Genomic DNA, 25,363 nt, shown 5'->3' on the forward strand with positions numbered 1-25,363 from the left:
CTGGACGCGCTATCCGTCTTGATGTTGCGGTGGCGCTCGCTACCGCAAACCGGGGTTTACTGGTCAACCATCGACGGTTTTTGCTGAGAGCCAGACTGCTCCTGCTGGTTCTTTTGCACCTGATCGCCCGTTTGCACCGGCGGCTTGGCCGGTTTCTGGCTGGCGGGATCGGCAGGCGGGAAGTAAAGCGGGCCTTTCAGACCGCAGCCGGCGAGGCCGGTAACCAGAACTGCCATCAGCGCATAGCGTAGTTGTTTTTTCATTTGCATTAATGCCTGTAATTCATGCGTCCAAGGTCTCTATAATCGCAGGTGGATCATGAAAAGCAATAGGAATTGAATATGAACGACAGTGAGTTTCACCAGTTGGCCGACCAGCTGATGCTGAATATTGAAGAGACACTGGACGATTTTGACGGCGATGCGGATATCGATTACGAAACCAATGGCGGCGTAATGACGCTGAGCTTCGAAAACGGCACCAAAATCGTCATCAACCGCCAGGAGCCGCTGCACCAGGTGTGGCTCGCCACCAAGGCCGGCGGTTATCACTTCAACTACCGCGACGGCGTTTGGCTATGCGATCGCAGCGGGCAGCCGTTTTATCAGCTGCTCAGCGAAGCGGCCAGCGCGCAGGCCGGCGAGGAACTGCATTTTTCCTGAGGCTAAGCAGGGCTCGGCAACCGAGCCCTTGCGGCGTCAATGCAGCTGGAACTGCTGTTTCAGCGGCTGAGCGGCGCCGTCGGCCACCGTCACGCACAGGCTGGACAGCACGTTGCTGCGGAACGGGATCACCTGCGTGCGCCCGTCGAGTTGCACGATCTGATAGAACTGCGGCAGATTGAAGTTGATGAAGCTGGAGCCGTAGGTGAAGCGATCGTGCGACGAGGAGTAGAAGCGGCTGACGTCGCGCACCAGCTCCTCTTTACTGCCCTCGCAGTGGTGATACACCTCCACCCGATTCGACTCATCCAGAATATAGATGTTGAAGCCCTTGTCGTCTGAGGTGTCTTCGAAGAAGAACTGGATGATCCCCTCGCTGGCGAAGCCGTCCACCACCGGCGGCAGATGCACCTGATCGGTTTCCACCTTGATAGACAGGCCGTGCAGCTTGTTGTTGGAGATGGCGCCGTAAAACTCCACCGCATTCTCCAGCTTTTGCACCGACACGCTCAGGCGCTCGAAGAACAGCCCCCAAGTCTGCCCGGCAACGCGCACCGCCTTGAAGCGGCCGGGTTCCAGCCGGGTACTGGACAGGCGCAGCTCGATGCACTCCGACACCAGCTGCTGGATACGGGTGCGGATCAGGCCGCGCAGGTGCTGGCTGTAGCAGAACACTTCCACCGACTCCGGCGGCGCGGCGTCCTGGTGCATTTTGCCGAGAATGGTCTTCAGCGCTTCCAGCACCGACTGCTCGCCGCTGAAATGCAGGGTACGCACTTCGTTCCAGGAGTTGCGATACAGCAGATCGATACTGCCCACCAAACACTGCTGCTGCTGGCCGAAGCTGAACACGTCCAGCTTGCGGAAATCGAAGTGCACCACCTGATTGCGGAAGGCGGCGGTCGGATCGTTTTCCAGATTGACGATGATGGCCAGATGGCGAATTTCGCACGGGCTGTACAGCGCTTTCGGCGTCGGCGCCGGCAGGCGCAGCGGGAAGTGATGAGAAACGTCGGCCACCAGCTCCTGCAGCTTGGCGGTGTCGCACAGGTTGCCGCTCTTGATGTGCAGGCGGGTCTGCGGCGTTAGCAGGCCGTTGAAATAGGCCCAGGCCACCAGCTTGTTCAGGTAGCGGTTATATTCCAGCGGCTGATGGCTGACGATCGAATCCATGGCCGGTGCCTGATTATACAGGTACCAGCCGGTGCGGTTGGCGCGGCCAACCGGCACGTGAATAAAGGTTAAATCGTTTTCCGACAGGTCCGGTGAGATCTGCGGGTTCACCAGCGTCACCTTGCCGGGCAGCGCTTCGAACGCCGCGTACAGTTTGCGGGTCAGCACGCCGATATCCTGCGGGCTGGCGCTGACGCTGAGGTTGTTGCGGCGGGCGAAACGGATCAGGTTGCGGTAGCTTTGCATCATCGCATCGAGCAGTTCGTTATGCGCTTCGCGCACCCGCTCGATTTTCCAGTTGGCGCGGTTATCCAGCATCGCCAGACGCTCTTCGCTCCAGCCCCACTCGCTGACCAATTGGCTGAGGATCTCGCGTCGCCAGCCGACACAGGCCTTGGCCAGCGACAGCTTTTCACATACTTTCAGGTAAAAACAGCGGCGGGCCAGATCGAGGCGGGTGGTGTCGTTGATGTCGGTCAGGTAGCGGGTCACGCGCTCAAGCATCATGCAGTAGGCATCAAGCCCGAAGCTGACGATCTCACCCTGATGCAGCCGGTGTTTGATGTCCGTCGCCAGCAGTTGGGTATTGGGGTATTCCCAGGAATAGGCTTCCAGCAGCAGGGTCTTCAGCACCGCCTTGTAAGGCGAATCGATGCTCTTGTACAGCTGCCACAGGCTGGCGCCGAAGTACTCTTCCGCCGACAGCGAACTCAGGCCACCGAGATCCAGCCACTCGTTCGGCGTCAGCGCACCCTGCGCGTACAGCGACAGCACGTATTCATCGTAGTGCGCTTCTTCTTCGCCCGGTACCATGTTCCACAGGATGCGTTTGCCAGCCAGGCGCACAGCGGTGCGATAGAATTCATCGAGCAACAGGATGTGCTGCGTCGAGCCGCAGTCTTCGCCACCCAGGCTGCCGCTTTCATTATGGCGGAAGCGGTTTTCGTCGATCAGGAAGAAGCTGACCTCCACCCCCATCGAGGCGGCCCACTTCTCAAGCAGGCTGCATTTTTGCTGCAAACGGGTGCGTTCTTCGTTGTCCAGCCAGGACTGGTGGCAGACCCAGATGTCGAGATCCGAGCTGCAGCTTTGGCCGATAGACGAGGTGCTGCCCATCGAGTAGACGCCGGTGATCGGCAGCTCGCCGCTGGCCGGCTTGTCAAACGGGCTGCCCCATTTGTCTTCTAAATCGTTCAGGTAATCTTGTTGAGTTTCATCAGGCGTGTAGAGGCAAATGCCATGGGGAACGTTACCGTTCAGGTAACCCGGCATCAGCGGGTGGTGGTGGTGCAGTAAGGTGGGCAGCAGACTGTATACCCGTTGAAACGCGGGCTTCATAGCCGCTAGGGCGCGATCGACGCGTAGCTGATTGATCGCATCCAGTCTCTGCTTCAATGTCTCGATGTAGAGGTACAAGACGTCTCGCCTGATTATCCCGGTGTTTAGAAAAAAACCCGTATTCCATAAGCGCCGTTAGTGTAAGAAGAATATTTGGCGACTTATTGCTGGAAACGTGATCAATTTAACACCTTGCTGATTGACCGTAAAGGAGGTAACGCTTCACAATTATTGTAGCGCTTCCCTAAACGATTTACCCGCAGTGTTAACTGCCCCAAAGCACATCACACGTCCCTTTGATTCCGTTGTCCTTTTTCCGCCTCCGGCTTCTTGCACTGACAGTATTGGCTCTCAGTGGTAGGATGGATGGCGAAATATAAAAACGGTAACAAGCATGTTAGACAAAATTATTCGAATTGCCACCCGACAAAGCCCGCTTGCACTCTGGCAAGCACATTATGTGCAGCAACGTCTGATGGCCAGCCATCCCGGCCTGCAGGTCGAGTTGGTGCCGATGGTGACGCGCGGCGACGTTATTCTGGATACGCCGCTGGCGAAAGTCGGCGGTAAAGGCCTGTTTGTTAAAGAACTCGAGCTCGCGCTGCTGGAAGGCCGCGCCGACATCGCCGTGCACTCGATGAAAGACGTGCCGGTCGATTTCCCTGCCGGCCTCGGTTTGACCACCATTTGCGAACGCGAAGATCCGCGCGACGCTTTTGTTTCCAATCGTTTCGCCTCGCTCGATCAGCTGCCGCAGGGCAGCGTGGTCGGCACCTCCAGCCTGCGCCGCCAGTGCCAACTGCGCGAACGCCGCCCGGACCTGATCGTACGCGACCTGCGCGGCAACGTCGGCACTCGCCTGGCCAAGCTGGACAACGGCGACTACGACGCGATTATTCTGGCGGTGGCCGGCCTGAAACGCCTGGGGCTGGAGCAACGCATCCGCAGCCCGCTGAGTGCCGAAGAGTGCCTGCCGGCGGTCGGCCAGGGTGCAGTCGGCATTGAATGCCGTCTCGACGACAGCGTCACCCGCGCGCTGCTGGCGCCGCTGAACCATGCGGCTACCGAAACCCGCGTGCGCGCCGAACGGGCGATGAACACCCGTCTGGAAGGCGGCTGCCAGGTGCCGATCGGCAGCTATGCCGAACTGGATGGCGACAGCCTATGGCTGCGCGCCCTGGTCGGCGCGCCGGACGGCAGCCAGATGGTGCGCGGCGAACGCCGCGGCCCGGCCGCCGAGGCTGAACGGATGGGCGTTGAGCTGGCGGAAGAGTTGCTGGCGCGCGGCGCGCGCGAGATCCTGCGCGAGGTTTATCAGGGAAATCCGCCGGCATGACGATCCTGGTAACCCGCCCATCGCCTTCGGGAGAGCGGTTAGTGAGCCGGCTGCGCGCACTCGGCCGGGTTGCCTATCATGCACCGCTGATCGACTTCGCCCCCGGCAGCGATCTGCCGCAGCTGCCGCAGGCGTTGCAGCAGTTGAACGCCGGCGATCTGGTATTCGTGCTGTCGCAGCATTCGGTGAACTATGCCGATTCGGTCATCGGCCGCGCCGGACTGAGCTGGCCCGCTCACCTGGCCTATTACGCCATTGGCCGTACCACCGGACTGGCGCTGCACCGCATCAGCAGTTTGCCGGTGGAATACCCGCGCGAGCGCGAGATCAGCGAAACGCTGCTGCTGCTGCCGGCGCTGCAAAAGCTGGCGGGCAAACGCGCGCTGATTTTACGCGGCAACGGCGGCCGCGAGTTGCTGGGCACAACGCTGAGCGAGCGCGGCGCCGACGTCAGCTATTATGAATGCTATCAACGCAGCCCGGTGCACTACGACGGCAGCGAGCAAAGCGCCCACTGGCAGCGTGCCGGTGTGGATACGCTGGTGGTGACCAGCGGTGAAATGTTACAACAGCTCTATACTTTAGTTCCTGATTACTATCGTTCTTCATGGCTGCTGCGTTGCCGCCTGGTAGTAGTGAGCGAACGCCTGGCTACCCTCGCCCGGGATTTGGGCTGGCGTACGATTCGGGTAGCTGACAACGCCGATAATGACGCGCTGATCCGCGCGCTACAATAATCTGACTATGGGATGTGCCACTATGACGGAACAAAATACCCCAGCCGCCCCGGTTGAAGAGCCAACCACCGCGGTTGAGAGCTCCCAGCAGCCAGCCGCTGCCAGCCGCAAAGGCAAGAACACCGGCCCGGTGCTCGGCGCGATCGCTATCGTGCTGGTCATCGCCCTCGGCGCGGGCGGCTATTACCACACGCACAAGCAGGCGCAACAGCTGATCGCCGCCAATCAGGCGCTGCAGCAGCAGCTTGAAGGCGTGAAGCAGAGCCAACAGCAGGAAAGAAATGCGCTGGAAGGCCTGCTGCAGCAGCAGGGTAAAACCCTGGACGCCGCCGATCGCGAGCAGGCGAATTTGGCGCGTCAACTGAGCGAGCTGCAGGAAAAAGTGGCGACCATCTCCGGCAGCGACGCCAAAACCTGGCTGCTGGCGCAGGCCGATTTCCTGGTGAAAATGGCCGGCCGCAAGCTGTGGAGCGATCAAGACGTGACCAGCGCCGCCGCGTTGCTGAAAAGCGCCGACGCCAGCCTGGCGGACATGAACGATCCTAGCCTGCTCGACGTGCGCCGCGCCATTACCGAAGACATCAGCACGCTTTCTACGCTGACCCAGGTCGATTACGACGGCATCATCCTCAAGGTCAATCAGCTGTCCAACCAGGTGGATAACCTGCGCCTGGCCGATAACGACACCGACGAAGCGCCGATGGATCAAAACAGCAGCGAGCTCTCCGGCTCGATCGGCGAATGGCGGCAGAACCTGGCCAAGAGCTGGCGCAATTTCATGGCCGACTTCATCACCATCCGCCGTCGCGATACCAGCGCCGAACCGCTGCTGGCGCCGAACCAGGACATCTACCTGCGCGAAAATATCCGTTCGCGCCTGCTGGTGGCCGCACAGGCCATCCCACGCCACCAGAACGAGACCTACAAGCAATCGCTGGAAACCGTCTCCACCTGGGTGCGCGCCTATTTCGACACCACCGATCCGGCGACCAAGGCTTTCCTGGAAGAGCTGGATAACCTGAGCCAACAGTCGATCTCGATGGACGTGCCGGATCAGCTGAAAAGCCAGCCGCTGCTCGAAAAAGTGATGCAGACCCGGGTGCGCAACCTGATGACCCAGTCCCCTGCCGCTCACCAGGAGGGTTAAGCCATGTTACGCGTGCTATTTCTGTTCCTGGTGGTGATCGCCAGCGTGGTGCTCGGGCCGATGTTGGCCGGGCATCAGGGCTACGTGCTGATCCAGACCGATAACTACAATATCGAAACCAGCGTCACCGGCCTGGTGATCATGTTGGTGCTGCTGTTCGTGGTGCTGCTGGCGATCGAGTGGATCCTGCGCCGCATCTTCCGTACCGGCGCCCGCACGCGCGGTTGGTTTATCGGCCGCAAGCGCACCCGCGCGCGCCAGCAAACCAAAGCCGCGCTGATCAAACTGGCGGAAGGCGACTATAAGCAGGTTGAGAAGCTGATGACGCGCAACGCCGATCACGCTGAACAGCCGGTGGTGAACTACCTGCTGGCCGCCGAGGCCGCGCAGCAACGCGGCGATGACTTCCGTACCAATCAATATCTGGAACGCGCCGCCGAAGCCGCCGACACCGATCAGCTGCCGGTGGATATCACCCGGGTTCGCATCCAGCTGGCGCAGGGCGAGAACCACGCCGCGCGCCACGGCGTCGATCGCCTGCTGAACCAGGCGCCGCGCCATCCGGAAGTGCTGCGCCTGGCGGAACAAGCCTATCTGCGCACCGGCGCCTACGCGTCGCTGCTGGAAGTGCTGCCGTCGATGCGTAAAATCGAACTCCACAGTGAAGAGCAGTTGCAGGCATTGCAGCAACAGGCTTATATCGGGCTGATGAATCAGGCGATGGCGGACGAAGGCAGCGAAGGCCTGAAGCGCTGGTGGAAAGATCAGAGTCGCAAGACGCGTCACGAGGTGCCGCTGCAAATCGCGATGGTGGAACACCTGATCGAATGCAACGACCACGAACTGGCGCAGGAGATTGTGCTCGACAGCCTGAAGCGCCAATACGACGAGCGCCTGGTGCTGTTGCTGCCGCGGCTGAAGTCCGGCAACCCCGAGCAGTTGGAGAAAGCGCTGCGTCAGCAGATGAAACAACACGGCGCGACGCCGCTGTTAAACAGCACGCTGGGGCAACTGCTGATGAAGCACGGCGAGTGGCAGCAAGCGGCCGACGCCTTCCGCGAAGCGCTGAAACAGCGTCCGGACGCCTACGATTACGCCTGGCTGGCCGATACGCTGGAGAAACTGCATCGTTCGGATGAAGCGGCGCAGATGCGGCGTGAGGGGCTGATGTTGACGCTGAAACAGAACGGCGGCGAATAACGCCCTGCCCGAGAGAGAAGAGCGCGGCCCCGATGCCGCGCTTTTTTTTGCTCAGGGTTTTTCTGTGGCGCAAAAAAAAACACTTGCCGTATGGCAAGTGTATAAAGAAGCAATCAGGTCTAGGACAACAGGGGCGGTGCCTCACTCAACGTTCTGCCCTGAGCGTGATGACGGGTTAGTCATCGTTCTCGTGGGCGATAGGCACCTTAAATCGGCTCTGCGTCATTCCCAGGGTTTATGAAGCCTAAGGCGAACATAAGAGGTGGAATGAGCATCTACGCTATAGATATAGCATTTGGCGTGCCAACTTTTATATTGAGTCCATCCCCATAAGAAAATAGAATTCAAGATATTGAAAATATTGATTTTTATTTAATTCCATCCTTTGCGTTGCAAATCACTTCCTGGCATTCCTTGCCAGCGGCCGTTATCAGGATGTCGCCTCAAAACGACGACTTAAGCCAAAGCCAACTTTATCTTTTTAAATCAATGAATTATTTGTCTCAACCTGACGACAGCGCTGGATGGCGTTGTCGCTGAAAACCAACACGCTTGCCAGCAGAGACAAAATGCCCATCCTTCGATACGCAAAAAACCCGCGCATTGCTGCACGGGCTTGTCGGTATTAGCTTCGTCATGCTGAGAAAACTTGCTCTCATAAACGGCAGATGTAAAAAAACCGACTTGCGTCGGTTTCTTTGAAAGTGGTCGGCGAGAGAGGATTACGCGCATCGTTGATACGCGCCCTGCGGGCCGTTGCTAAAGCAACGTTGTCTCGCTTCGCGAGGCTCGAACCTCCTGCGGAGGTACCCATCCTCATAAACTGCAGGCGTAAAAAAACCGACTTGCGTCGGTTTCTTTGAATGTGGTCGGCGAGAGAGGATTCGAACCTCCGACCCACTGGTCCCAAACCAGTTGCGCTACCAAGCTGCGCTACTCGCCGATTTGTGTTGCTCATACTACCCGATTTATCAGACCGTTGTCCATATAAATCTTATATTTATCAGATATTTTGCGTGGTGCGAAGAGAGGGACTTGAACCCTCACGTCCGTAAGAACACTAACACCTGAAGCTAGCGCGTCTACCAATTCCGCCACCTTCGCACTGTCACAAAATACTGCTAAATCTTCACTTCGTTAGGAAGTGGGGTGGCTAATGGGACTCGAACCCACGACAACTGGAATCACAATCCAGGGCTCTACCAACTGAGCTATAGCCACCATTACTACTTCTTCTTACTCACGCGGTAATATTACCACCGCAGCTCCTGCGCACAAACTTAATGGCGCGCCCGACAGGATTCGAACCTGAGACCTCTGCCTCCGGAGGGCAGCGCTCTATCCAGCTGAGCTACGGGCGCGTAGCGCCGTTGCGGGAGGGGATACTACGGATTTACGCCAATCCTGTCTAGTGCTTTTTCGCAGAAATGTTGCGTTTGATTACGCTTTGCTCACTCCTGCGCAGGAAAGCGCACTCCGTAGCCCCTTTTCACCGTTTATTGCCGCGTTTCTACCCGATTTTCAGCCGGATGATGTTTCTTATGCATACCGAAAGCGAAGTAGCACAGGCTGACGCCGGCTAAGAAAATCGCCCCGACCAGCAGGGAAATTCGCGTATCTGGGTTGATTCCCATGCCGACCAACACGCAAACCAGAAAAGCGATGGTCAGATAGTTCACATACGGGAACATGATCGACTTAAAGCTGTGGGTTTTGATCGCTTCCTTATGGGCACGGCGGAAATAGAGCTGGCTTATCAGCACCACGAACCACGGCACCATGCCCGGCAGCACGCTGGCGCTGTAGACATACACGAACACCTGCTCCGGATTCGGGATGATGTAGTTCAGCGCGGACCCCACCAACAGACAGGCGATGGTGACGGCGATGCAGTTCACCGGCACACCGCTGGCGGAAAGCTTGGTCAACGCCGCCGGCAGTTGGCGGTTCTTGGCCAGGGCGTACAGCATGCGGCCGCCGCTGTACATGCCGCTGTTGCAACCGGAGAGCGCGGCGGTCAGCACCACAAAGTTGATAATGCCGGCGGCGGCGACGATGCCGATCTTGGCGAAGGTCAGCACAAACGGGCTGCCGGTGGTGCCGATGCCGTTCCACGGGAAGATGGTCACGATGACGAAGATTGCGCCGACATAGAAGATCAGGATGCGCCACAGGATATTGTTGATCGCGCGTTTCAGCGTCACCTGCGGGTTCTTGGCTTCCCCGGCGGTGATGCCTACCAGCTCAACCCCCTGATAGGACGCCACCACGATGCACAGCGCAAACAGGAAGCCTTTCCAGCCACCGGCAAAGAAACCGCCGTGCGCCGTCAGATTGGCGAAACCGATAGGCTCACCGCCGTTGCCGAAGCCGAAGAAGATCACCCCCAGCCCCACCAGAATCATCACGATGATGGTGGTGACCTTGATCATGGCGAACCAGAACTCCAGCTCACCGTACAGGCGCACCGCCGCCAGGTTGGCCAGCGCCACCATCGCCACGGCGATCAGCGCCGGCACCCACTGCGGTATTTCCGGGAACCAGAACTGCACATACACCCCGATGGCGGTGATCTCAGAAATGCCGACGGCAATCCACATAAACCAGTAGCCCCAGGCGGTCAGGTAGCCGAAATAGGGATTCATGTATTTATGCGCGTAAACGGCAAACGACCCGGCGACCGGCTCGAGGAACAGCATCTCCCCCATCGAACGCATAATAAAGAACACGAACAGCCCGGCGATGATGTAGGCCAGCAGTACCGACGGCCCCGCCCATTTCAGCGTACTGGCCGACCCCATAAACAGGCCGACACCGATGGTGCCTCCCAGAGCGATAAGCTCGATGTGCCGGGCCTCAAGGCCCCGGTGTAGCCCTTGCGGTTTCTCTTTGTGTGCCATAAATCCTCAATAATTTTTCTCGGGTTGTGTTTGCCTGCCGGCCGCTGCCGGTCGTTATTGTCATTATTAAAAGAATAAATCATCCCCTGCCGTTCGGGTTGGCATCAACGGGTAGTCGGAGCGAAGTTACCGTGAGAAGAACATCGTTCAGCGCTGTCGCATCAGGCTTCAGCGGCCGGGGATAATTTCCGGGCGGTATCGTTTCGCATTTCGCCGCTATAAGCAAACCGCAATTTAAAACTTTATGGAATAAATGCGGCTGCGTTTAGGGCTGGGGGTTATAGATATGCGGGAGAAACGTGCAAAAGCAGATTATTGGTACAGCAGACCGGAGCGGAACAGCACTTTCCGCCCCGGATGTAGAGGTTACATCTTGCCGCTGTAGTAGTAGCCGACAAACTTCAACAGCTTCAACTGCCGGCCGATGCGGCTGGGCTGGCTGAGCAGGCGGTAGAGCCATTCCAGACCGAGGTTCTGCCACACCTTGGGCGCACGCTTCACGTGGCCGGTAAAGACGTCGTAGGTGCCGCCCACGCCCATGTACAGCGCCTGCGGATGCACCTTGCGGCAGTCGCGCATCAGGATCTCCTGCTTCGGCGATCCCATCGCCACCGTCACGATAGCGGCACCGCTGGCGCGAATACGCTCGAACAGCGCCTCACGTTGCTCCGGTTTGAAATAGCCATCCTGGCTACCCACCAGGTTGACATTCCACTGGCTGCGCAGCTTTTGCTCGGTTTCCGCCAAGACCTCCGGCTTGCCGCCGACCAGGAAGACCGGCGTGCCTTCACGACCGGCGCGCTGCATCAAGGCTTCCCACAGATCGGCGCCCGCAACGCGCGAAACGTCCGCCGCCGGGTATTTGCGGCGAATCGAGCGCACCATGCTGATGCCGTCGGCGTACTTGTACTCCGCCTCATCCAGCAACGCATGCAGCGCCGGGTCCTCTTCCGCCTTCAGGATCTTTTCCGCGTTCATGGCCACCAGCGTGCCCTGTTTGACCCGGCCGCCGTCGAACAGAAAGTCCATGCAGTGCGCCATATCGCGAAAGCCCCACAGGCTGAAACCGCGCAGCTCATACTGCGGCACCGAAATCTTTGTTTCCATCGTCGTCATTACCCTTACAAAAGACCGTCCACCCGTGGGGGAGAGGCCAGCGCGCGGGCGCGCGTCACTCTGGCCTTGATCAGCCCGGCGGTATCGAACAGCCAATACAGCAACTTCGCCAGCACCAGACAGGCGCCGAAAATAATGCAGAAGAACACCACGCGCGACACAAATGAGTCCACCCCTTCACGCGCCAATACGATTATGTTGAACACCGCACCGAAGCAGAAGCCTTGCAGAATGGCCGCCTTATAGCGGTTCGGTTCGGTTTTACCCAACTCATACAGCCAGTCGAACCACTTGATGATCATGCCCACCAGAATCGCGCCGAGCGGGATAAACAGCGCGCCGCCCATCACCACCAGTGAACCGATCAGCGTCGGGGAAATCGCCAGCCCGGAGTGATTGTTCAGCACTTCCCAGGTGAAATAGTTGGCTGAGTTCAGCACCACGTCCGGCCGGCCTGGCCATAGCCAGGTTGGAATAAAGACGTAGAAATCACGCAGGATCGGCGCCAGGCCCTGGAAATCGATCTTGTCGTAATTTTGCAGCAGCAGCGCCAGATTTTCCCACGGCGAGAAAGTATCGCGGGTCAGATAAAGGAAGGTATAAAACGCTTCCGCGCCGCTGACGTCCAGGCTGTAGCGCTTCAACGCCAGCCAGAACATGCCGACCACACCGAATATGCCCGCCGCCGCCAACATCCACAGCGTGATCCAGCCGCGCACGATACCGATAAACAGGAACAGCGCGAAGGCGATGATGATATTGGCGCGGGTGCCGCCGACGATGACGTAGGTCAGAATGCCGAACGCCACCGTCGCCACCAGGAACAAGAACCAGGCGCGCAGATCCTGCCGCAGGAAATAGACCACCAGCATCGCCGGAATGAAGAAGTAGAAGAACCGTTTGAGCGCCACGCCGGACACGTCGCTGGAGAAGATCTGGCTGTAGGAATTGAGCTTGAACAGCAGGAAGCCGTTCTGCATGAAGAAGATACCCACGGTCCCGATCGCCACCAAGGCCAGCAGCACCCAGGTCATATGGGTTTCCACCCGGTTCATGGTGAATAGCGCCGCACGCGGCTGAGAGCGGCGCTTGCGCAGCCGGGTCTTGTAGGTGACGTAATAGATGGCGTAAAACGCCGTCGCCGACAGCAAGGCGTACAGCAGAAACTCCACCGGCACCACCTCGACGTCAAACTGAAACACCAGCAGACAGGTCAGCGGGAAGCCGAAATAAAACGTCAGCAAATACAGCAGCGAGAAGAAGACGTTGAAGTTAAAGCGCACGCGCCGAAACTCCTGGTAGGTCAGCGTCAGAATAAACGTCAGGCTGACCAGGTAGACGACGAACAGGCCGCCGAATTGCGCCAACGTCATGAGTGCTCTCCCGCCGCCAGCGCCAGGGCTTGCTGCCAGCCGTCGACATAGTTCGGATTGAAGAAAGCGATCGCCTGTTTATCTACCGCCGCCAGCTGACGCTGCGCTTCGCGCACCACCGCCTCGTCGAGCGAGTCGCCGTAGAACAGCACCGGCAGGTGCTGTTCCGCCAAATCCTGCCAAAACGGGTTTTGCCGGCTGAGCACGAAAGGCACGCCAAACTGAATCAGCAGGCACAGGGTGCCTATCCCCTGCTGGCGATTGAAAATGAAATAGCCGAGATCGCAGGCGCGCAGAATATTGAGGTAGTCTTCAAATGCCACCTGCTGCGTGAGCAGCTGCAGATTTTTCTCGCCGAACAGCGGCAATCCGGCGGCACGCACCTGCTCGATGTAAGCGTCGTTATTGGCCGGATAGCCCATCGGCAGGATCACGCGCACGTCGGTGCCGAACTGCTGATGGATCGCCTGCAGTGCTTCGATATGCCGATTGCTGCGATCGCCGGAGTTGCCCACCAGAATCGTCATCGGCCCGGCCAGATTTTTCTCGACGTGAACGTCGGTCAGCGCCGGATCCATGCGGGTCGGGAAGTACAGCAGCGAAGCCGGTACCCGCGCATGGCGCTGCTGGTAGTGAATCACGTCGCCGCGGGTAGCAAATACATTCCCCACCCGCCCCTGGGCAATGCGGCGCAGCAGATAAAACAGCCTGAATTTCCAGCTGGTGGCGTCTTCGTACAGATCGGCGCCCCAAATATGCCAACTGACCTGACGCGCCTTGATCTTGCCGCTCAGCAGCGCCAGCCACAGCCCCGGATTGAACTGGCCGTGCAGGAAGAAGCGCGCAGCGCGATCGGCCTGGGCGCGGGCGATCACCGCCGCCGCCAGGCTTTTCTTATCGGCGTAAGGCTCAATATTCAGGGCGGGGAAATCCCCCAGTGCCGCCACATCCTTGGCCGCCACCATAAAATGCCGCGTCTGCTCAGCCGGCAGACGCGGCGCCAGCACGTCGTTGAAGAAGCGCAGCACCGTCTGGTTATGATGCGGGATATCGGATCCCAGAACGTGAATCAGTGTGGTCATACTCGTCTACGATAAATAAGAAACACGCAGCTACAGAGCGCGAAATACACGATGTAGGTTGCCATATAGGCCTGAGCCGCACCCAGCGCGCCGTGCTGCGGGATCAGCCAGTGCGAGAACAGCGTCAGCAGCAGAAACTGGCTGACTTCCGTCAGGATATAAAAGCGCAGCGACGCTTTAGCGATCACCAGATAGCCGAACACATAAGCCCCGACTTTCAGCACGTCGCCCACCAGTTGCCAGGCAAACAGATCGCGCATGGCGACGAATTTATCCGAGAACAGCAACCAGATAGCGAAATCGCGCAGCACCCAGACCGTAAAGCTCGCTGCCGCTACCGCCGGCAGCACGAATTTCAGCGAGCGCACGATCTCCCGCGAGATGGCGCCCTTGTCCGTCAGCCGCGACAGCGTCGGCAGCAGATAGACGGTAAACGAGGCGGTGATAAACTGCAGATAGGCATCGGAAATGCTGCTGACGCCTTGCCAGATCCCCACCTCATCCCAGCCGTAATGCGCGGCCAGCAGGTTTCGCATCATGACGTAGGCCACCGGCAGCGTCACCGAGGTGATCAACGCCATGACGGTGAATTTGCCGAGGTTACCGGCCACCCGTTTGTCCCAGCGCAGCGCCAAATAGCGCAGCGGCAGCGTTTTGCGCCGCCACAACATCAGCCCGGCCGGCAGCACCACCAACGCCGGCACCAGCGCCAGCCCCGCCAGCGCGCCTTCATAGCCACCCAGCTTGAAGCACAGGTAATATGCCACCACGCCGATCAGGCTGCCGCCGATCACCGCCAGCGCATTGCCCATCGCGTCGCGATAGCCTTTCAGCACCGCCATGAACAGGTTGGCGTAGGCGATGCCCATCTGAATGAAAGCGACGGCGCGCACCACGCCGACGTAATCGGCATGCCCGAACAGCCCGATGCTGATCGGTTCGACGGCGAACAGAAACACCAGCGCCAGCAAGGTCGAAAAGCCCAGCACGATGCTCGACGCGGTACCGACCGCCAGGCGCAAACGCTGCGGATCCTGATGGTACTCCGCAACGTATTTGGTTATACCGTTAAAAATACCCGCGCCGGACAGCACGCCCAGCACGGTGATCAACTGGCGAAAGTTACCCGCCTGCCCCACGCCGCTGGGGCCAAACGCTACCGCCAGCAGTTTCACCACCAAGAGCCCCACGCCAATTTTGATCAGCGTGGAGCCGGCGGTCCATATCGATGCTTTTGCCAACGACATATCAGGCAAAGAAGCTCAGGATGGTATTGATTACCGTACGCTGATTGACATCAGACATATTGTAGAACAGCGGCAAGCGCACCAGACGCGCACTTTCCTGCGTGGTGTAACGATCTTCGCCGGCAAAGCGGCCAAAGCGTTCACCGGCCGGGCAGTCATGCAGCGGGATATAGTGGAACACGGCCATGATTTCGGCTTCCTTCAGGTAGTCGATAAAGGCCGTGCGCTCTTCGATATCACGCAGCTTGATATAGAACATGTGCGCGTTATGCACGCAGTCGGCTGGGATGCTCGGCAGTTCGATGCGGCCGGCCTTCGCCAACGGCAGGAAGCTGTCGTAGTACTTCTGCCACAGTGCCAAACGGCGCTGGTTGATGCGTTCCGCCACTTCCAGCTGGCCCCACAGGTAAGCGGCCTGCAGGTCAGACATCAAATAGCTGGAACCGATGTCGCGCCAGGTATATTTATCGACCTGGCCACGGAAGAACTGGCTGCGGTTGGTGCCTTTCTCGCGGATGACTTCCGCCCGATCGATCAGGGCCGGATCGTTCACCAGCGTCGCGCCGCCTTCGCCGCCGGCGGTGTAGTTTTTGGTTTCATGGAAGCTGAAGCAGCCGATATGGCCAATGGTGCCCAATGCCTTGCCTTTGTAGGTCGACATCACACCCTGCGCGGCGTCTTCCACCACGAACAGGTTATATTTCTTCGCCAGCGCCATGATGGTATCCATCTCGCAGGCAACGCCGGCATAGTGCACTGGCACAATCGCGCGGGTTTTATCGGTGATCGCCGCTTCGATTTTGGTTTCGTCGATGTTCATGGTGTCCGGACGCAGGTCGACGAACACCACTTTGGCACCGCGCAGCACAAAGGCGTTGGCGGTTGAAACGAAGGTAAAGCTCGGCATGATCACTTCGTCACCCGGCTGAATATCCAGCAGGATGGCGGCCATTTCCAACGACGCGGTGCAGGAAGGCGTCAACAACACTTTCGCGCTGCCGAAACGCTGTTCCATCCACTGCTGGCAGCGACGGGTAAAGCCGCCGTCGCCGCACAATTTGCCGCTGCCCATGGCAGCCTGCATATATTCCAGTTCAGTGCCAACAACCGGTGGAGCGTTAAATGGAATCATGTCTACCTCTGTATAACCAGTACGCGGTGCTTTCAATCACGGCACCCTGTCGTTGATAGAGTCGTAATGCGGCGATATTGCCTGTCTGGGTCGCGACCCGCAGGCGCTGCATTCCTTGCCGCCGACATTCGGCCAGCGCCGCAGTCATCAGCCGAGTGCCAATGCCCCGGCCTGATACGCCGGGGAAAGCCGCCAGCAGGCCGATACGCATTTCCTGGCCGCCAATGTCACGCAGGCTGACAAATCCCTCTGGCCGCCCCTGTTCGTCCAGCGCCAACAGGCACTGATGATCGAAGGTGCCCAGAACGGCCTTTTCGATCCACAAAGCATAAAACCGGCCGCTGTCATCAGGTTGATACCAGGGGGTACGAAAGCGGCTGACGGTGAACGCCTGAGCCGCCGCGGTGCGCAATGCCGGGATATCGGCTTCTGCCGCCAGGCGGGACGTCTGGGCGACGAAACCCGGTTCAACCACGTGATCATGCTCAAGAGCCAGAACCAGATCGACCTCGCCCTCAACCAGGCGAAATCCCAAATCAGCCAGACCGTCCGCCAACGCAAGGTGCTGAGCGGGGACTTTGGCCTGCACCAAGGCATAAGCCGCCAGATCGGCTTCGGCAAGCGCCGGAGCCGAGGAGGAGAAGCTGAGTTTCGCGCTGTCTAGCGCGAAAAACTCGCTTTCCCACGCCAAAGGCTCAATAGTGGCGTGGACGCACATGCAGCAGATCCAACAGGTACTTACCGTAACCGGTTTTCGACAAGGCGTTGGCGGCACGTTTGAGTCCCTTGTCATCCAGCCAACCGTTGCGCCAGGCAATTTCCTCTAGACAGGCGATTTTAAAGCCCTGGCGTTTTTCTACCGTCTGCACGAAGCTGCTGGCTTCCAGCAGACTGTCGTGAGTCCCGGTGTCCAACCAGGCGAAACCGCGTCCCAACAGCTCGACGGTCAGTTCACCGCGCTCCAGATACATCTGGTTGATGCTGGTGATTTCCAGCTCGCCGCGCTCAGAAGGCTTCACCTGCTTGGCAAACTCCACCACTTGGCTATCGTAGAAGTACAGACCGGTCACCGCCCAATCGGATTTCGGTTTCTTCGGTTTCTCTTCGATCGACAGCGCACGGAAGTTGCCGTCAAACTCCACGACGCCAAAGCGTTCAGGATCCATGACCTGATAACCGAACACGGTGGCCCCTTCGGTGCGGGCCGCGACGGTTTTTAATTTCGGGCTGAAAGATTGGCCGAAGAAGATGTTATCGCCCAACACCAGGCAGCAAGAATCGCCGTTGATAAACTCCTCGCCGATCAGAAACGCCTGCGCCAGACCTTCAGGCTTAGGCTGCGCAGCGTAGCTGAGATTGACGCCGAACTGTTCGCCGTTACCCAACAAACGTTCGAAGGACGGCAGATCTTCCGGGGTCGAGATGATCAAAATATCGCGGATCCCCGCCAGCATCAGTACCGACATCGGGTAATAGATCATCGGCTTGTCATAAATCGGCAGCAGTTGCTTGGACACGCCACGAGTGATCGGATGCAGACGCGTACCGGAACCGCCAGCCAGAATAATACCTTTCATACTTACTCCAAAAACCGCCGCGCCGCCGCAGAGCGATGCGGCGTTAAATTAATCTGACAACCCTAAACGCTCGCCGGCATAAGAGCCGTCTTGCACCCGGCGCCACCAGGTTTCGTTAGCCAGGTACCAGGCTACCGTCTTGCGAATGCCGCTTTCGAAGGTTTCCTGCGGCCGCCAGCCCAACTCACGATCGATTTTGCCAGCGTCGATGGCATAACGCATGTCGTGGCCCGGGCGATCCTTCACGTAAATGATGAGATCGCGGTAGTTCGCCACGCCTTCTGGTTTGTTTGGCGCCAGTTCCTCCAGCAGATCGCAAATGGTCTGTACCACTTCGATATTCTTGCGCTCGTTGTGGCCACCAATATTGTAAGTTTCGCCCACCACGCCTTCGGTCACGACCTGATAGAGCGCACGCGCGTGATCCTCGACATACAACCAGTCACGCACCTGCGCGCCGTTGCCGTATACCGGCAGCGGTTTGCCGGCTACCGCATTCAGGATCACCAACGGAATTAACTTCTCCGGGAAGTGATAAGGACCGTAGTTATTCGAACAGTTAGTCACGAGGGTCGGCAAACCGTAGGTGCGTAACCAGGCACGCACCAGATGATCGCTCGACGCCTTGGAGGCGGAATACGGACTGCTCGGCGCATAGGGCGTGGTTTCGGTGAACAGATCGTCGGTGCCGTGCAGGTCGCCGTACACTTCGTCGGTGGAGATATGATGGAAACGGAAAGCCAGCTTCTTCTCCGCCGCCAACGGCTGCCAGTAATGGCGCGCCGCTTCCAGCATCGTGTAAGTGCCAACCACGTTAGTCTCGATAAAGGCCGCCGGGCCGTCGATAGAACGATCGACGTGGCTTTCCGCCGCCAGGTGCATCACTACATCCGGTTGATACTGGGCAAATACCCGATCCAACCCGGCGCGATCGCAGATGTCGACCTGCTCAAAAGCATAGCGCTCGCTCTCGGCCACCACCGCCAGCGACTCGAGGTTACCGGCATAGGTCAGCTTATCCACCACCACCACGCTGTCGCCGGTGGCCTCGATGATGTGCCGCACAACTGCGGAGCCAATGAAACCGGCACCACCGGTAACTAAAATACGTTTCAACGCCATACTCCTTTGGTATCAACAACCCATGTTTGTTTTACATCTTCCGGCCGGATGGCCCTGAACTGTTGGTGATCGACCAACATCACGATCACATCGGCCTGCTGCAACGCCTCGGCAATCGGCGTCAACGTCACATGGCCCGCCAGCGACTTCGGCAACTGTTCGACGTTCGGTTCCACCGCCAGCGTTTCGCCGACGTGCCATTCGGCGATCAGGTGCGCCACCTCTACCGCCGGGCTTTCACGCAGATCGTCGATATTCGGCTTGAAGGCCAGGCCGAAACAGGCAATTTTCACCTCGGACGCGCGCTTGTCGGTGGCGGCCAGGCAATCGGCCACCGCCGCTTTCACACGGTCGACCACCCACAGCGGTTTGCCGTCGTTCACCAGGCGTGCGGTGTGGATCAGGCGCGCCTGCTGCGGATTCTGCGCCACGATAAACCACGGATCGACGGCAATGCAGTGACCGCCGACGCCCGGCCCCGGCTGCAGAATATTCACCCGTGGATGGCGGTTTGCCAGGCGGATAAGCTCCCAGACGTTGATCCCCTGCTCGGCGCAAATCAGCGACAGTTCGTTGGCAAAGGCGATATTCACGTCGCGGAAGCTGTTTTCCGTCAGCTTGCACATCTCGGCGGTGCGCGAATTGGTGATCACGCATTCGCCCTCGAGGAAAATCTTGTACAGCGCGCTGGCGCGCTCCGAGCACTTCGGCGTCATGCCGCCGATCACGCGGTCGTTTTGAATCAGCTCCACCATCACCTGCCCCGGCAACACGCGCTCCGGGCAGTAGGCGATATTCACGTCCGCCGCTTCACCCGCGTGCTGCGGGAAGCTGAGATCGCTGCGCGCCTGCGCCAACCATTCCGCCATCTGTTCAGTGGCGCCCACCGGCGAAGTGGACTCAAGGATCACCAAATCACCTTTTTTCAGCACCGGCGCCAGCGATTTCGCCGCCGCCTCGACATAGGCCAGATCCGGCTCATGGTCGCCCTTGAAAGGCGTAGGCACCGCGATCAGGAACGCATCGGCCGCCAGCGGTTTGGTCACCGCCTGCAGGAACCCGCCGTCGACGGCGTCCTTGACCACTTTATCCAGATCCGGCTCAACGATGTGGATCGCGCCGCGGTTAATGGTATCTACCGCATGTTGGTTAACATCTACACCCACCACTTTTTTCTTGCGGGAGGCAAACGCCGCCGCCGTTGGCAAGCCGATATAACCCAGGCCGATAACCGAAATAGTGTCAAAACTCATAGTTTCACCTGATGATTCTTTAAAGCTTCGAGGATACGCTGACAGGCATGCCCGTCACCGTACGGGTTGTGCGCCCGACTCATCGCGTGATATTCGCTTTCGTCCGTCAACAGCCGGGTCACCGCTTCAACAATTTTGGCCACGTCGGTGCCGACCAGACGCACCGTGCCCGCATCTACCGCCTCCGGGCGTTCGGTGGTGTCGCGCATCACCAGCACCGGTTTGCCTAACGAGGGCGCCTCTTCCTGAATGCCGCCGGAATCGGTCAGGATCATGTAAGCCTGGGTCATCAAATAGACAAACGGCAGATAATCCTGCGGTTCGATCAGCATGACGTTGTCGATGCCTTTCAAAATGCGATTCACCGGCTCACTGACGTTTGGATTGAGATGCACCGGATACACCACCTGCACTTCCGGGTGATTGCTGGCGATCTCCGCCAGCGCGCTGCAAATCCGCTCAAAGCCGCCGCCAAAGCTTTCGCGGCGATGGCCGGTGACCAAGATCAGTTTCTTGTCGGCGTCGAGGAACGGGTAACGCTGTGCCAGGCCCGCGCGCAGCGCAGCATCACTCATCACGCGGTCGCGCACCCAGAACAGCGCGTCGATTACCGTATTGCCGGTCACGAAAATGCGGTTGTCCGGCAGCAGCTCGCGCAACAGGTTTTGGCGCGAGTTCTCGGTTGGCGCGAAATGGTACATCGCCAGATGGCCGGTCAGTTTGCGGTTGGCCTCTTCCGGCCAGGGAGAATACAGATTGCCGGTACGCAGCCCGGCCTCGACATGCCCAACGGGGATGCGTTGATAGAACGCCGCCAGGCTGGTCGCCAGCGTGGTGGTGGTATCGCCGTGCACCAGCACCACGTCCGGTTTGAAGTCTTCCAGCACCCCTTTCAACCCTTCCAGGATGCGACAGGTGATTTCCGTTAGCCCCTGGCCGGGTTTCATGATGTTCAGGTCGTAATCCGGCGTGATCTCAAACAACCGCAATACCTGATCCAACATCTCACGATGCTGTGCCGTTACGCAGACTCTTGCGTCAAAGGCCTCATCCTGGGCCAGTGCATGTACCAGCGGCGCCATTTTAATGGCTTCAGGTCTGGTGCCGAAAACAGTCAACACTTTCACAGCGAATCTCTTTTGGTCGGTTAATCGCAGGCACCGCCTGCGAATGGGGAGCTCACGCGCCCTGCATCAGATTATTATATTATTTTTTAACTACGCGGCCGACGCGCCAAGGCAACACCCGCGCCAACCAAAGCGCCCATCGCGCCCCACAGAATCAGCCAGAATACCCGGCGTGGGCTGTCACGTTTTACCGGCTCTTCCGGCGTGCGCAAATAACGATAGGTCTGGAACTTCTCATCCAACGTCGGGCCAACGTTCAGCGTCGCCAGCATCGCGCGGTTCTGATCGTAATCCAGATCGTAGGTCGGGCCGGAGGCCTGCAGGCCTTCCAGACGTGCCTGCAGCATTGGCCGGCCCAGCAGGAACAGATCCGAATCCGGCAGTTGCTCGGCCGGAGTGTCGGTTTGCGTGCGGCTAATCCCCTGGCTTTCAGCGATTTTCAGCGCCTGCTGCGTGGTATTCAGCTCGCGCTTGTAAACCGACTCTGCCACCGCTTCCTGACGCTTGACCTGCGCCTTCATCGAGGTGGTGCGAGCGGCCCATGCCCCTTGGATCTCTTCGTTCAGGTGCAGAGCAGCACGGTGGCTGGCGAAAGCCACGTATTGACGCAGCAGGCGGTTGGCGTCCGCGGCGGTTTCCGCCGTCAGCTTCACGCCGTCGTTCGGGACTTTTTTGTCGTCACGCGGCGTGAACAGGATGTTGTTGATCAGCTCGTCGAGCAGCGCCGCATCGGCGCGGGCATCCCCTTCCTGACGTTGCTTGTAATAATCACTCTGCAGCCAGAAATCGCGACGCGTATCGTAAGCCGCCAGTTGCATGATGAACTCATTGTACGCTTCATCCGCGATGCTCGGCTGATCGCCCGCCGTCGCCGGCAACGTGCGCACATCCAGATTGCGCAGGAACTGTTGCTGGGAGTAGTAACCGCCCAGCGCATTCACCGTGGGTTTGTCGGTGATTGCGGTCGCGCTCCATTCTTGCTTAACCAGATAAGAGACGATCAGCGCGACCGCCGCGAACAGCACCGCAATGCCGATTATCCACGGTTTGCCGCGCCACAGGGTGCAGCACAGGCCGCGGATATCGAGTTCGTTATCCACCGCCGGGGTATGCTTGTCAGACGTTGTTTCTGGATTCATCACAGCCAAAAAGCCTCTGGTCTCTGGTTAAGGTACTTGCTTGTTATCGCCCGAACGCCGCAGCCGGCGCTTGATACGCTTAATGTACCGCGCAACCCGCCAGGCGCGCTTGATGCAGTAACCGTACAGGAAGAATGCAAGCAAGAATAATGCCAACATAACCCACTCAGGGATAAAAGTCAGGCGTTCGCCGATCACGCCCACCGCCGCCAGCAATGCGGCCGCCAGGGTGATCAATACGAAAGCCTGCCGTGGCGTAAAGCCGGCGCGCATGATCAGGTGGTGAATATGTTGACGATCGGGAGAGAAGGGGCTCATCCCCTTGCGTAAACGACGATACATGATTGCTATCATGTCCATCAGCGGAATAGCGATGATCCACAGCGCAGTCACCGGGTTAATCGAGTGTGCCTTGCCCTGCGAGCTTTGCAACAGCAGCCAAATGGCGGTAAAGCCGATCAGGGTACTGCCGGCATCCCCCATGAACACCTTATAACGGCGGCCGAGGATGCCGAGGTTGAGCAAAATATAGGGAACGATGGTGGCGATCATCGCAAAGCACCAGAACGCCATCTCATGGTGACCGCTCAGGTACAGCAACAGACCCAGCGCGCCGAAGGAAACGCATGACAGCCCACCCAGCAGGCCATCAATGCCATCGACCATGTTGAAGGCGTTGATCGCCGCCCATACCGCGAACAACGTCACCAAATAGCCGAACGGCCCCAGCAACATCTCCCAGTCGCCCAGCACATGGCCGAAGCTGCGCAGATACAGACCGGCGAACACCATCATGGCGATGCCGACCAACGCCTGCACCAGGGCGCGGATCTTAACGCTGATGTCAAAACGATCGTCGAGCGCGCCCACAAACACCAGAATGCCGGCGCAGGTGAGGTAAAGCTTGGCGTGCGCGATAGGCTGTTCGGAGATCCAAAATGCGAAGCACAATCCGGCATAAACGGAAATACCGCCGACCAGAGGAATCAGCCCCTGATGGCGTTTGCGATAATTGGGTTTATCTACCAGACCAATACGTTTTGCCGCCTTGCGGGCAACAAAGAGAAAAGCCAAAGAAAACAGGAAAACAAATAGAATTTCAGTACTCATAGTGAGTAAGTTCACAGTTAACAGATCTCTGTAGAAGATAAGGCAGCTTACCACGGGCAATAGCTTGTGCCATCGGCCCCCGCCACCTTTCGGTCATTTCCTATGACAACGGTGATTCATGCCTATTTTCTTCGCATCGGCTGACAAAACGACAGCAGCAAAGCCGACCGACGCAACGCCGACCGACAAACAAGATGAATTCTCAATAAGTCGAGGAAACAACTTACTTTTCCATTACTGCTACTTATCGTATCCGCCAAAAGCGAAAAACGCCACGACTAGGCGTGGCGTTCAGCGAATTTTTTAACGAATTATGAGCGTTTCATCATATCGAAGAATTCATCGTTGGTTTTAGTCATCGCCAACTTATTAATGAGGAACTCCATCGCGTCAATCTCACCCATCGGGTGAATGATTTTGCGCAGGATCCACATTTTTTGCAGCTCTTCGGAGGTGGTGAGCAGCTCTTCTTTACGGGTACCGGAGCGGTTGTAATCGATCGCCGGGAATACGCGTTTCTCGGCGATTTTACGCGCCAAGTGCAATTCCATGTTGCCGGTACCTTTAAATTCTTCGTAGATCACTTCGTCCATCTTCGAACCGGTATCAACCAGCGCGGTCGCGATGATGGTCAGGCTGCCGCCCTCTTCCACGTTACGTGCCGCACCGAAGAAACGCTTCGGACGATGCAGGGCGTTGGCGTCCACACCACCGGTCAGCACCTTACCGGAAGCCGGTACCACGGTGTTGTAGGCACGCGCCAGACGGGTGATAGAGTCAAGCAGAATGATCACGTCTTTCTTGTGCTCAACCAGGCGTTTGGCCTTCTCGATTACCATTTCGGCCACTTGCACGTGGCGCGAAGCCGGTTCGTCGAAGGTCGATGCGATCACTTCACCTTTCACCAGGCGCTGCATCTCGGTCACTTCTTCCGGACGTTCGTCGATCAGCAGCACCATCAGCACGCAGTCTGGGTGGTTGTAAGCGATACTCTGCGCAATGTTCTGCAGCAGCATGGTTTTACCGGCTTTCGGCGGTGCCACGATCAGGCCACGCTGGCCGCGGCCAATCGGTGCCGCCAGGTCCAGTACGCGCGCCGTCAGGTCTTCGGTCGAGCCGTTGCCGCGCTCCATCCGCAGACGGGAATTGGCGTGCAGCGGCGTCAAGTTCTCGAACAGGATCTTGCTGCGGGCGTTTTCCGGCTTGTCGTAGTTGACTTCGTTGACTTTCAACAGGGCAAAATAGCGCTCGCCTTCTTTTGGCGGACGAATCTTACCGGAAATGGTGTCACCTGTGCGGAGGTTGAAGCGGCGGATTTGGCTAGGGGATACATAGATGTCGTCGGGACCGGCGAGGTAGGAACTGTCTCCAGAGCGGAGGAAACCGAATCCATCCTGCAATATCTCGAGCACGCCGTCGCCGAAGATATCTTCTCCGCTTTTCGCATGTTGCTTCAGAATGGAGAAGATAATGTCCTGCTTGCGCATGCGGGCAAGGTTTTCCAGCCCCATATTTTCGCCGAGAGTAATCAGCTCAGAAACCGGCGTATTCTTTAATTCGGTAAGATTCATAGTGGTGGGTTCTTAAACTCG

21 protein-coding genes, 4 tRNA genes and 1 other RNA gene are annotated in these 25,363 nt (G+C 58.3%); 5 read left to right on the plus strand and 21 right to left on the minus strand.

From position 1 onward, the window contains the following. Nucleotides 1-56 precede the first annotated feature (56 nt). A complete protein-coding gene (gene lptM / locus FOT55_RS11980) occupies nt 57-263 on the minus strand; it encodes an LPS translocon maturation chaperone LptM (RefSeq protein WP_004934241.1) in 207 nt (68 codons plus the stop codon). Nucleotides 264-341: 78 nt separating this feature from the next. Between lptM and cyaY the strand changes: the two genes are divergently transcribed. Further along, on the plus strand, nt 342-662 hold the full coding sequence (cyaY, locus tag FOT55_RS11985) for an iron donor protein CyaY (protein ID WP_004934237.1): 321 nt from the start codon (nt 342-344) through the stop codon (nt 660-662). A 36-nt stretch (nt 663-698) separates the two neighbouring features. Here the strand turns inward: cyaY and FOT55_RS11990 are convergent, their stop codons facing one another. Continuing rightward, nucleotides 699-3,251 (minus strand): class I adenylate cyclase, encoded by a 2,553-nt coding sequence (locus tag FOT55_RS11990; RefSeq protein ID WP_019452546.1) that lies wholly within the window; start codon nt 3,249-3,251, stop codon nt 699-701. A gap of 316 nt (nt 3,252-3,567) precedes the next feature. Here FOT55_RS11990 and hemC point away from each other — a divergent pair, with 316 nt between their 5' ends. Genes hemC through hemY form a run of 4 tightly spaced genes read left to right on the plus strand, consistent with a single transcriptional unit; the run spans nt 3,568 to nt 7,593 of the window. Next, nucleotides 3,568-4,509 (plus strand): hydroxymethylbilane synthase, encoded by a 942-nt coding sequence (gene hemC, locus FOT55_RS11995; RefSeq protein WP_041037210.1) that lies wholly within the window; start codon nt 3,568-3,570, stop codon nt 4,507-4,509. After that, nucleotides 4,506-5,246: a uroporphyrinogen-III synthase gene (hemD, locus tag FOT55_RS12000; protein WP_025304868.1), complete on the plus strand. Its 741-nt coding sequence runs from the start codon at nt 4,506-4,508 to the stop codon at nt 5,244-5,246. The genes hemC and hemD overlap by 4 nt, the downstream gene beginning before the upstream one ends. A 22-nt stretch (nt 5,247-5,268) precedes the next feature. Then, nucleotides 5,269-6,393: a uroporphyrinogen-III C-methyltransferase gene (gene hemX / locus FOT55_RS12005; protein ID WP_016929498.1), complete on the plus strand. Its 1,125-nt coding sequence runs from the start codon at nt 5,269-5,271 to the stop codon at nt 6,391-6,393. A 3-nt stretch (nt 6,394-6,396) separates the two neighbouring features. Continuing rightward, nucleotides 6,397-7,593: a protoheme IX biogenesis protein HemY gene (hemY, locus tag FOT55_RS12010; RefSeq protein WP_004934228.1), complete on the plus strand. Its 1,197-nt coding sequence runs from the start codon at nt 6,397-6,399 to the stop codon at nt 7,591-7,593. Nucleotides 7,594-8,298: 705 nt separating this feature from the next. Here the strand turns inward: hemY and FOT55_RS12015 are convergent. From FOT55_RS12015 to rho, 19 genes are all read right to left on the minus strand, one after another. Continuing rightward, nucleotides 8,299-8,427: non-coding RNA, RtT sRNA (locus FOT55_RS12015), on the minus strand. 32 nt (nt 8,428-8,459) lie between these two features. Further along, nucleotides 8,460-8,536, minus strand: a tRNA-Pro gene (locus tag FOT55_RS12020). Between the two features lie 74 nt (nt 8,537-8,610). Beyond that, nucleotides 8,611-8,697: transfer RNA gene (locus FOT55_RS12025), tRNA-Leu, on the minus strand. 41 nt (nt 8,698-8,738) lie between these two features. Further along, nucleotides 8,739-8,814, minus strand: a tRNA-His gene (locus FOT55_RS12030). A gap of 63 nt (nt 8,815-8,877) precedes the next feature. Next, nucleotides 8,878-8,954: transfer RNA gene (locus FOT55_RS12035), tRNA-Arg, on the minus strand. Between the two features lie 135 nt (nt 8,955-9,089). Continuing rightward, entirely contained in the window at nt 9,090-10,493 is a 1,404-nt protein-coding gene (gene thrP, locus FOT55_RS12040) for a bifunctional threonine/serine APC transporter ThrP (protein ID WP_025304867.1), read from the minus strand. A gap of 366 nt (nt 10,494-10,859) precedes the next feature. After that, the gene (gene wecG, locus FOT55_RS12045; protein WP_025304866.1) at nt 10,860-11,600 is read right to left on the minus strand and encodes a lipopolysaccharide N-acetylmannosaminouronosyltransferase; all 741 of its coding nucleotides are present in this window, start codon (nt 11,598-11,600) and stop codon (nt 10,860-10,862) included. Between the two features lie 14 nt (nt 11,601-11,614). Next, the gene (gene wzyE, locus FOT55_RS12050) at nt 11,615-12,982 is read right to left on the minus strand and encodes an ECA oligosaccharide polymerase (protein ID WP_060434807.1); all 1,368 of its coding nucleotides are present in this window, start codon (nt 12,980-12,982) and stop codon (nt 11,615-11,617) included. Further along, nucleotides 12,979-14,064 carry a TDP-N-acetylfucosamine:lipid II N-acetylfucosaminyltransferase gene (locus FOT55_RS12055; protein WP_060434809.1) on the minus strand — a complete coding sequence of 362 codons (1,086 nt, stop codon included), beginning with the start codon at nt 14,062-14,064 and terminating at the stop codon, nt 12,979-12,981. Before FOT55_RS12055 ends, wzyE begins: the two co-directional genes overlap by 4 nt. Then, the gene (gene wzxE, locus FOT55_RS12060; RefSeq protein WP_147823503.1) at nt 14,061-15,311 is read right to left on the minus strand and encodes a lipid III flippase WzxE; all 1,251 of its coding nucleotides are present in this window, start codon (nt 15,309-15,311) and stop codon (nt 14,061-14,063) included. Before wzxE ends, FOT55_RS12055 begins: the two co-directional genes overlap by 4 nt. A 1-nt stretch (nt 15,312) precedes the next feature. After that, complete coding sequence (gene rffA, locus FOT55_RS12065; protein ID WP_060434811.1) at nt 15,313-16,443, minus strand: dTDP-4-amino-4,6-dideoxygalactose transaminase; 1,131 nt, start codon at nt 16,441-16,443, stop codon at nt 15,313-15,315. Continuing rightward, nucleotides 16,430-17,161, minus strand: coding sequence for a dTDP-4-amino-4,6-dideoxy-D-galactose acyltransferase (gene rffC, locus FOT55_RS12070; RefSeq protein WP_043142245.1), 732 nt, complete (start codon nt 17,159-17,161; stop codon nt 16,430-16,432). The genes rffA and rffC overlap by 14 nt, the downstream gene beginning before the upstream one ends. Then, nucleotides 17,139-18,020 (minus strand): glucose-1-phosphate thymidylyltransferase RfbA, encoded by an 882-nt coding sequence (rfbA, locus tag FOT55_RS12075; protein WP_043142249.1) that lies wholly within the window; start codon nt 18,018-18,020, stop codon nt 17,139-17,141. Before rfbA ends, rffC begins: the two co-directional genes overlap by 23 nt. Before the next feature lie 48 nt (nt 18,021-18,068). After that, nucleotides 18,069-19,142 carry a dTDP-glucose 4,6-dehydratase gene (gene rffG, locus FOT55_RS12080; RefSeq protein WP_187181939.1) on the minus strand — a complete coding sequence of 358 codons (1,074 nt, stop codon included), beginning with the start codon at nt 19,140-19,142 and terminating at the stop codon, nt 18,069-18,071. Then, entirely contained in the window at nt 19,133-20,395 is a 1,263-nt protein-coding gene (wecC, locus tag FOT55_RS12085) for a UDP-N-acetyl-D-mannosamine dehydrogenase (protein ID WP_060434813.1), read from the minus strand. The genes rffG and wecC overlap by 10 nt, the downstream gene beginning before the upstream one ends. Beyond that, on the minus strand, nt 20,392-21,522 hold the full coding sequence (wecB, locus tag FOT55_RS12090) for a non-hydrolyzing UDP-N-acetylglucosamine 2-epimerase (protein ID WP_043142254.1): 1,131 nt from the start codon (nt 21,520-21,522) through the stop codon (nt 20,392-20,394). The genes wecC and wecB overlap by 4 nt, the downstream gene beginning before the upstream one ends. An 86-nt stretch (nt 21,523-21,608) precedes the next feature. Further along, a complete protein-coding gene (gene wzzE, locus FOT55_RS12095) occupies nt 21,609-22,661 on the minus strand; it encodes an ECA polysaccharide chain length modulation protein (RefSeq protein WP_033631474.1) in 1,053 nt (350 codons plus the stop codon). Nucleotides 22,662-22,688: 27 nt separating this feature from the next. Then, nucleotides 22,689-23,786 carry a UDP-N-acetylglucosamine--undecaprenyl-phosphate N-acetylglucosaminephosphotransferase gene (wecA, locus tag FOT55_RS12100; protein ID WP_025304855.1) on the minus strand — a complete coding sequence of 366 codons (1,098 nt, stop codon included), beginning with the start codon at nt 23,784-23,786 and terminating at the stop codon, nt 22,689-22,691. A 296-nt stretch (nt 23,787-24,082) separates the two neighbouring features. Next, nucleotides 24,083-25,342, minus strand: coding sequence for a transcription termination factor Rho (rho, locus tag FOT55_RS12105; protein ID WP_004934188.1), 1,260 nt, complete (start codon nt 25,340-25,342; stop codon nt 24,083-24,085). Between the last annotated feature and the right edge of the window lie 21 nt (nt 25,343-25,363).

Origin of the sequence: Serratia bockelmannii (genome assembly GCF_008011855.1) — a bacterium.
Lineage (GTDB): Bacteria > Pseudomonadota > Gammaproteobacteria > Enterobacterales > Enterobacteriaceae > Serratia > Serratia bockelmannii.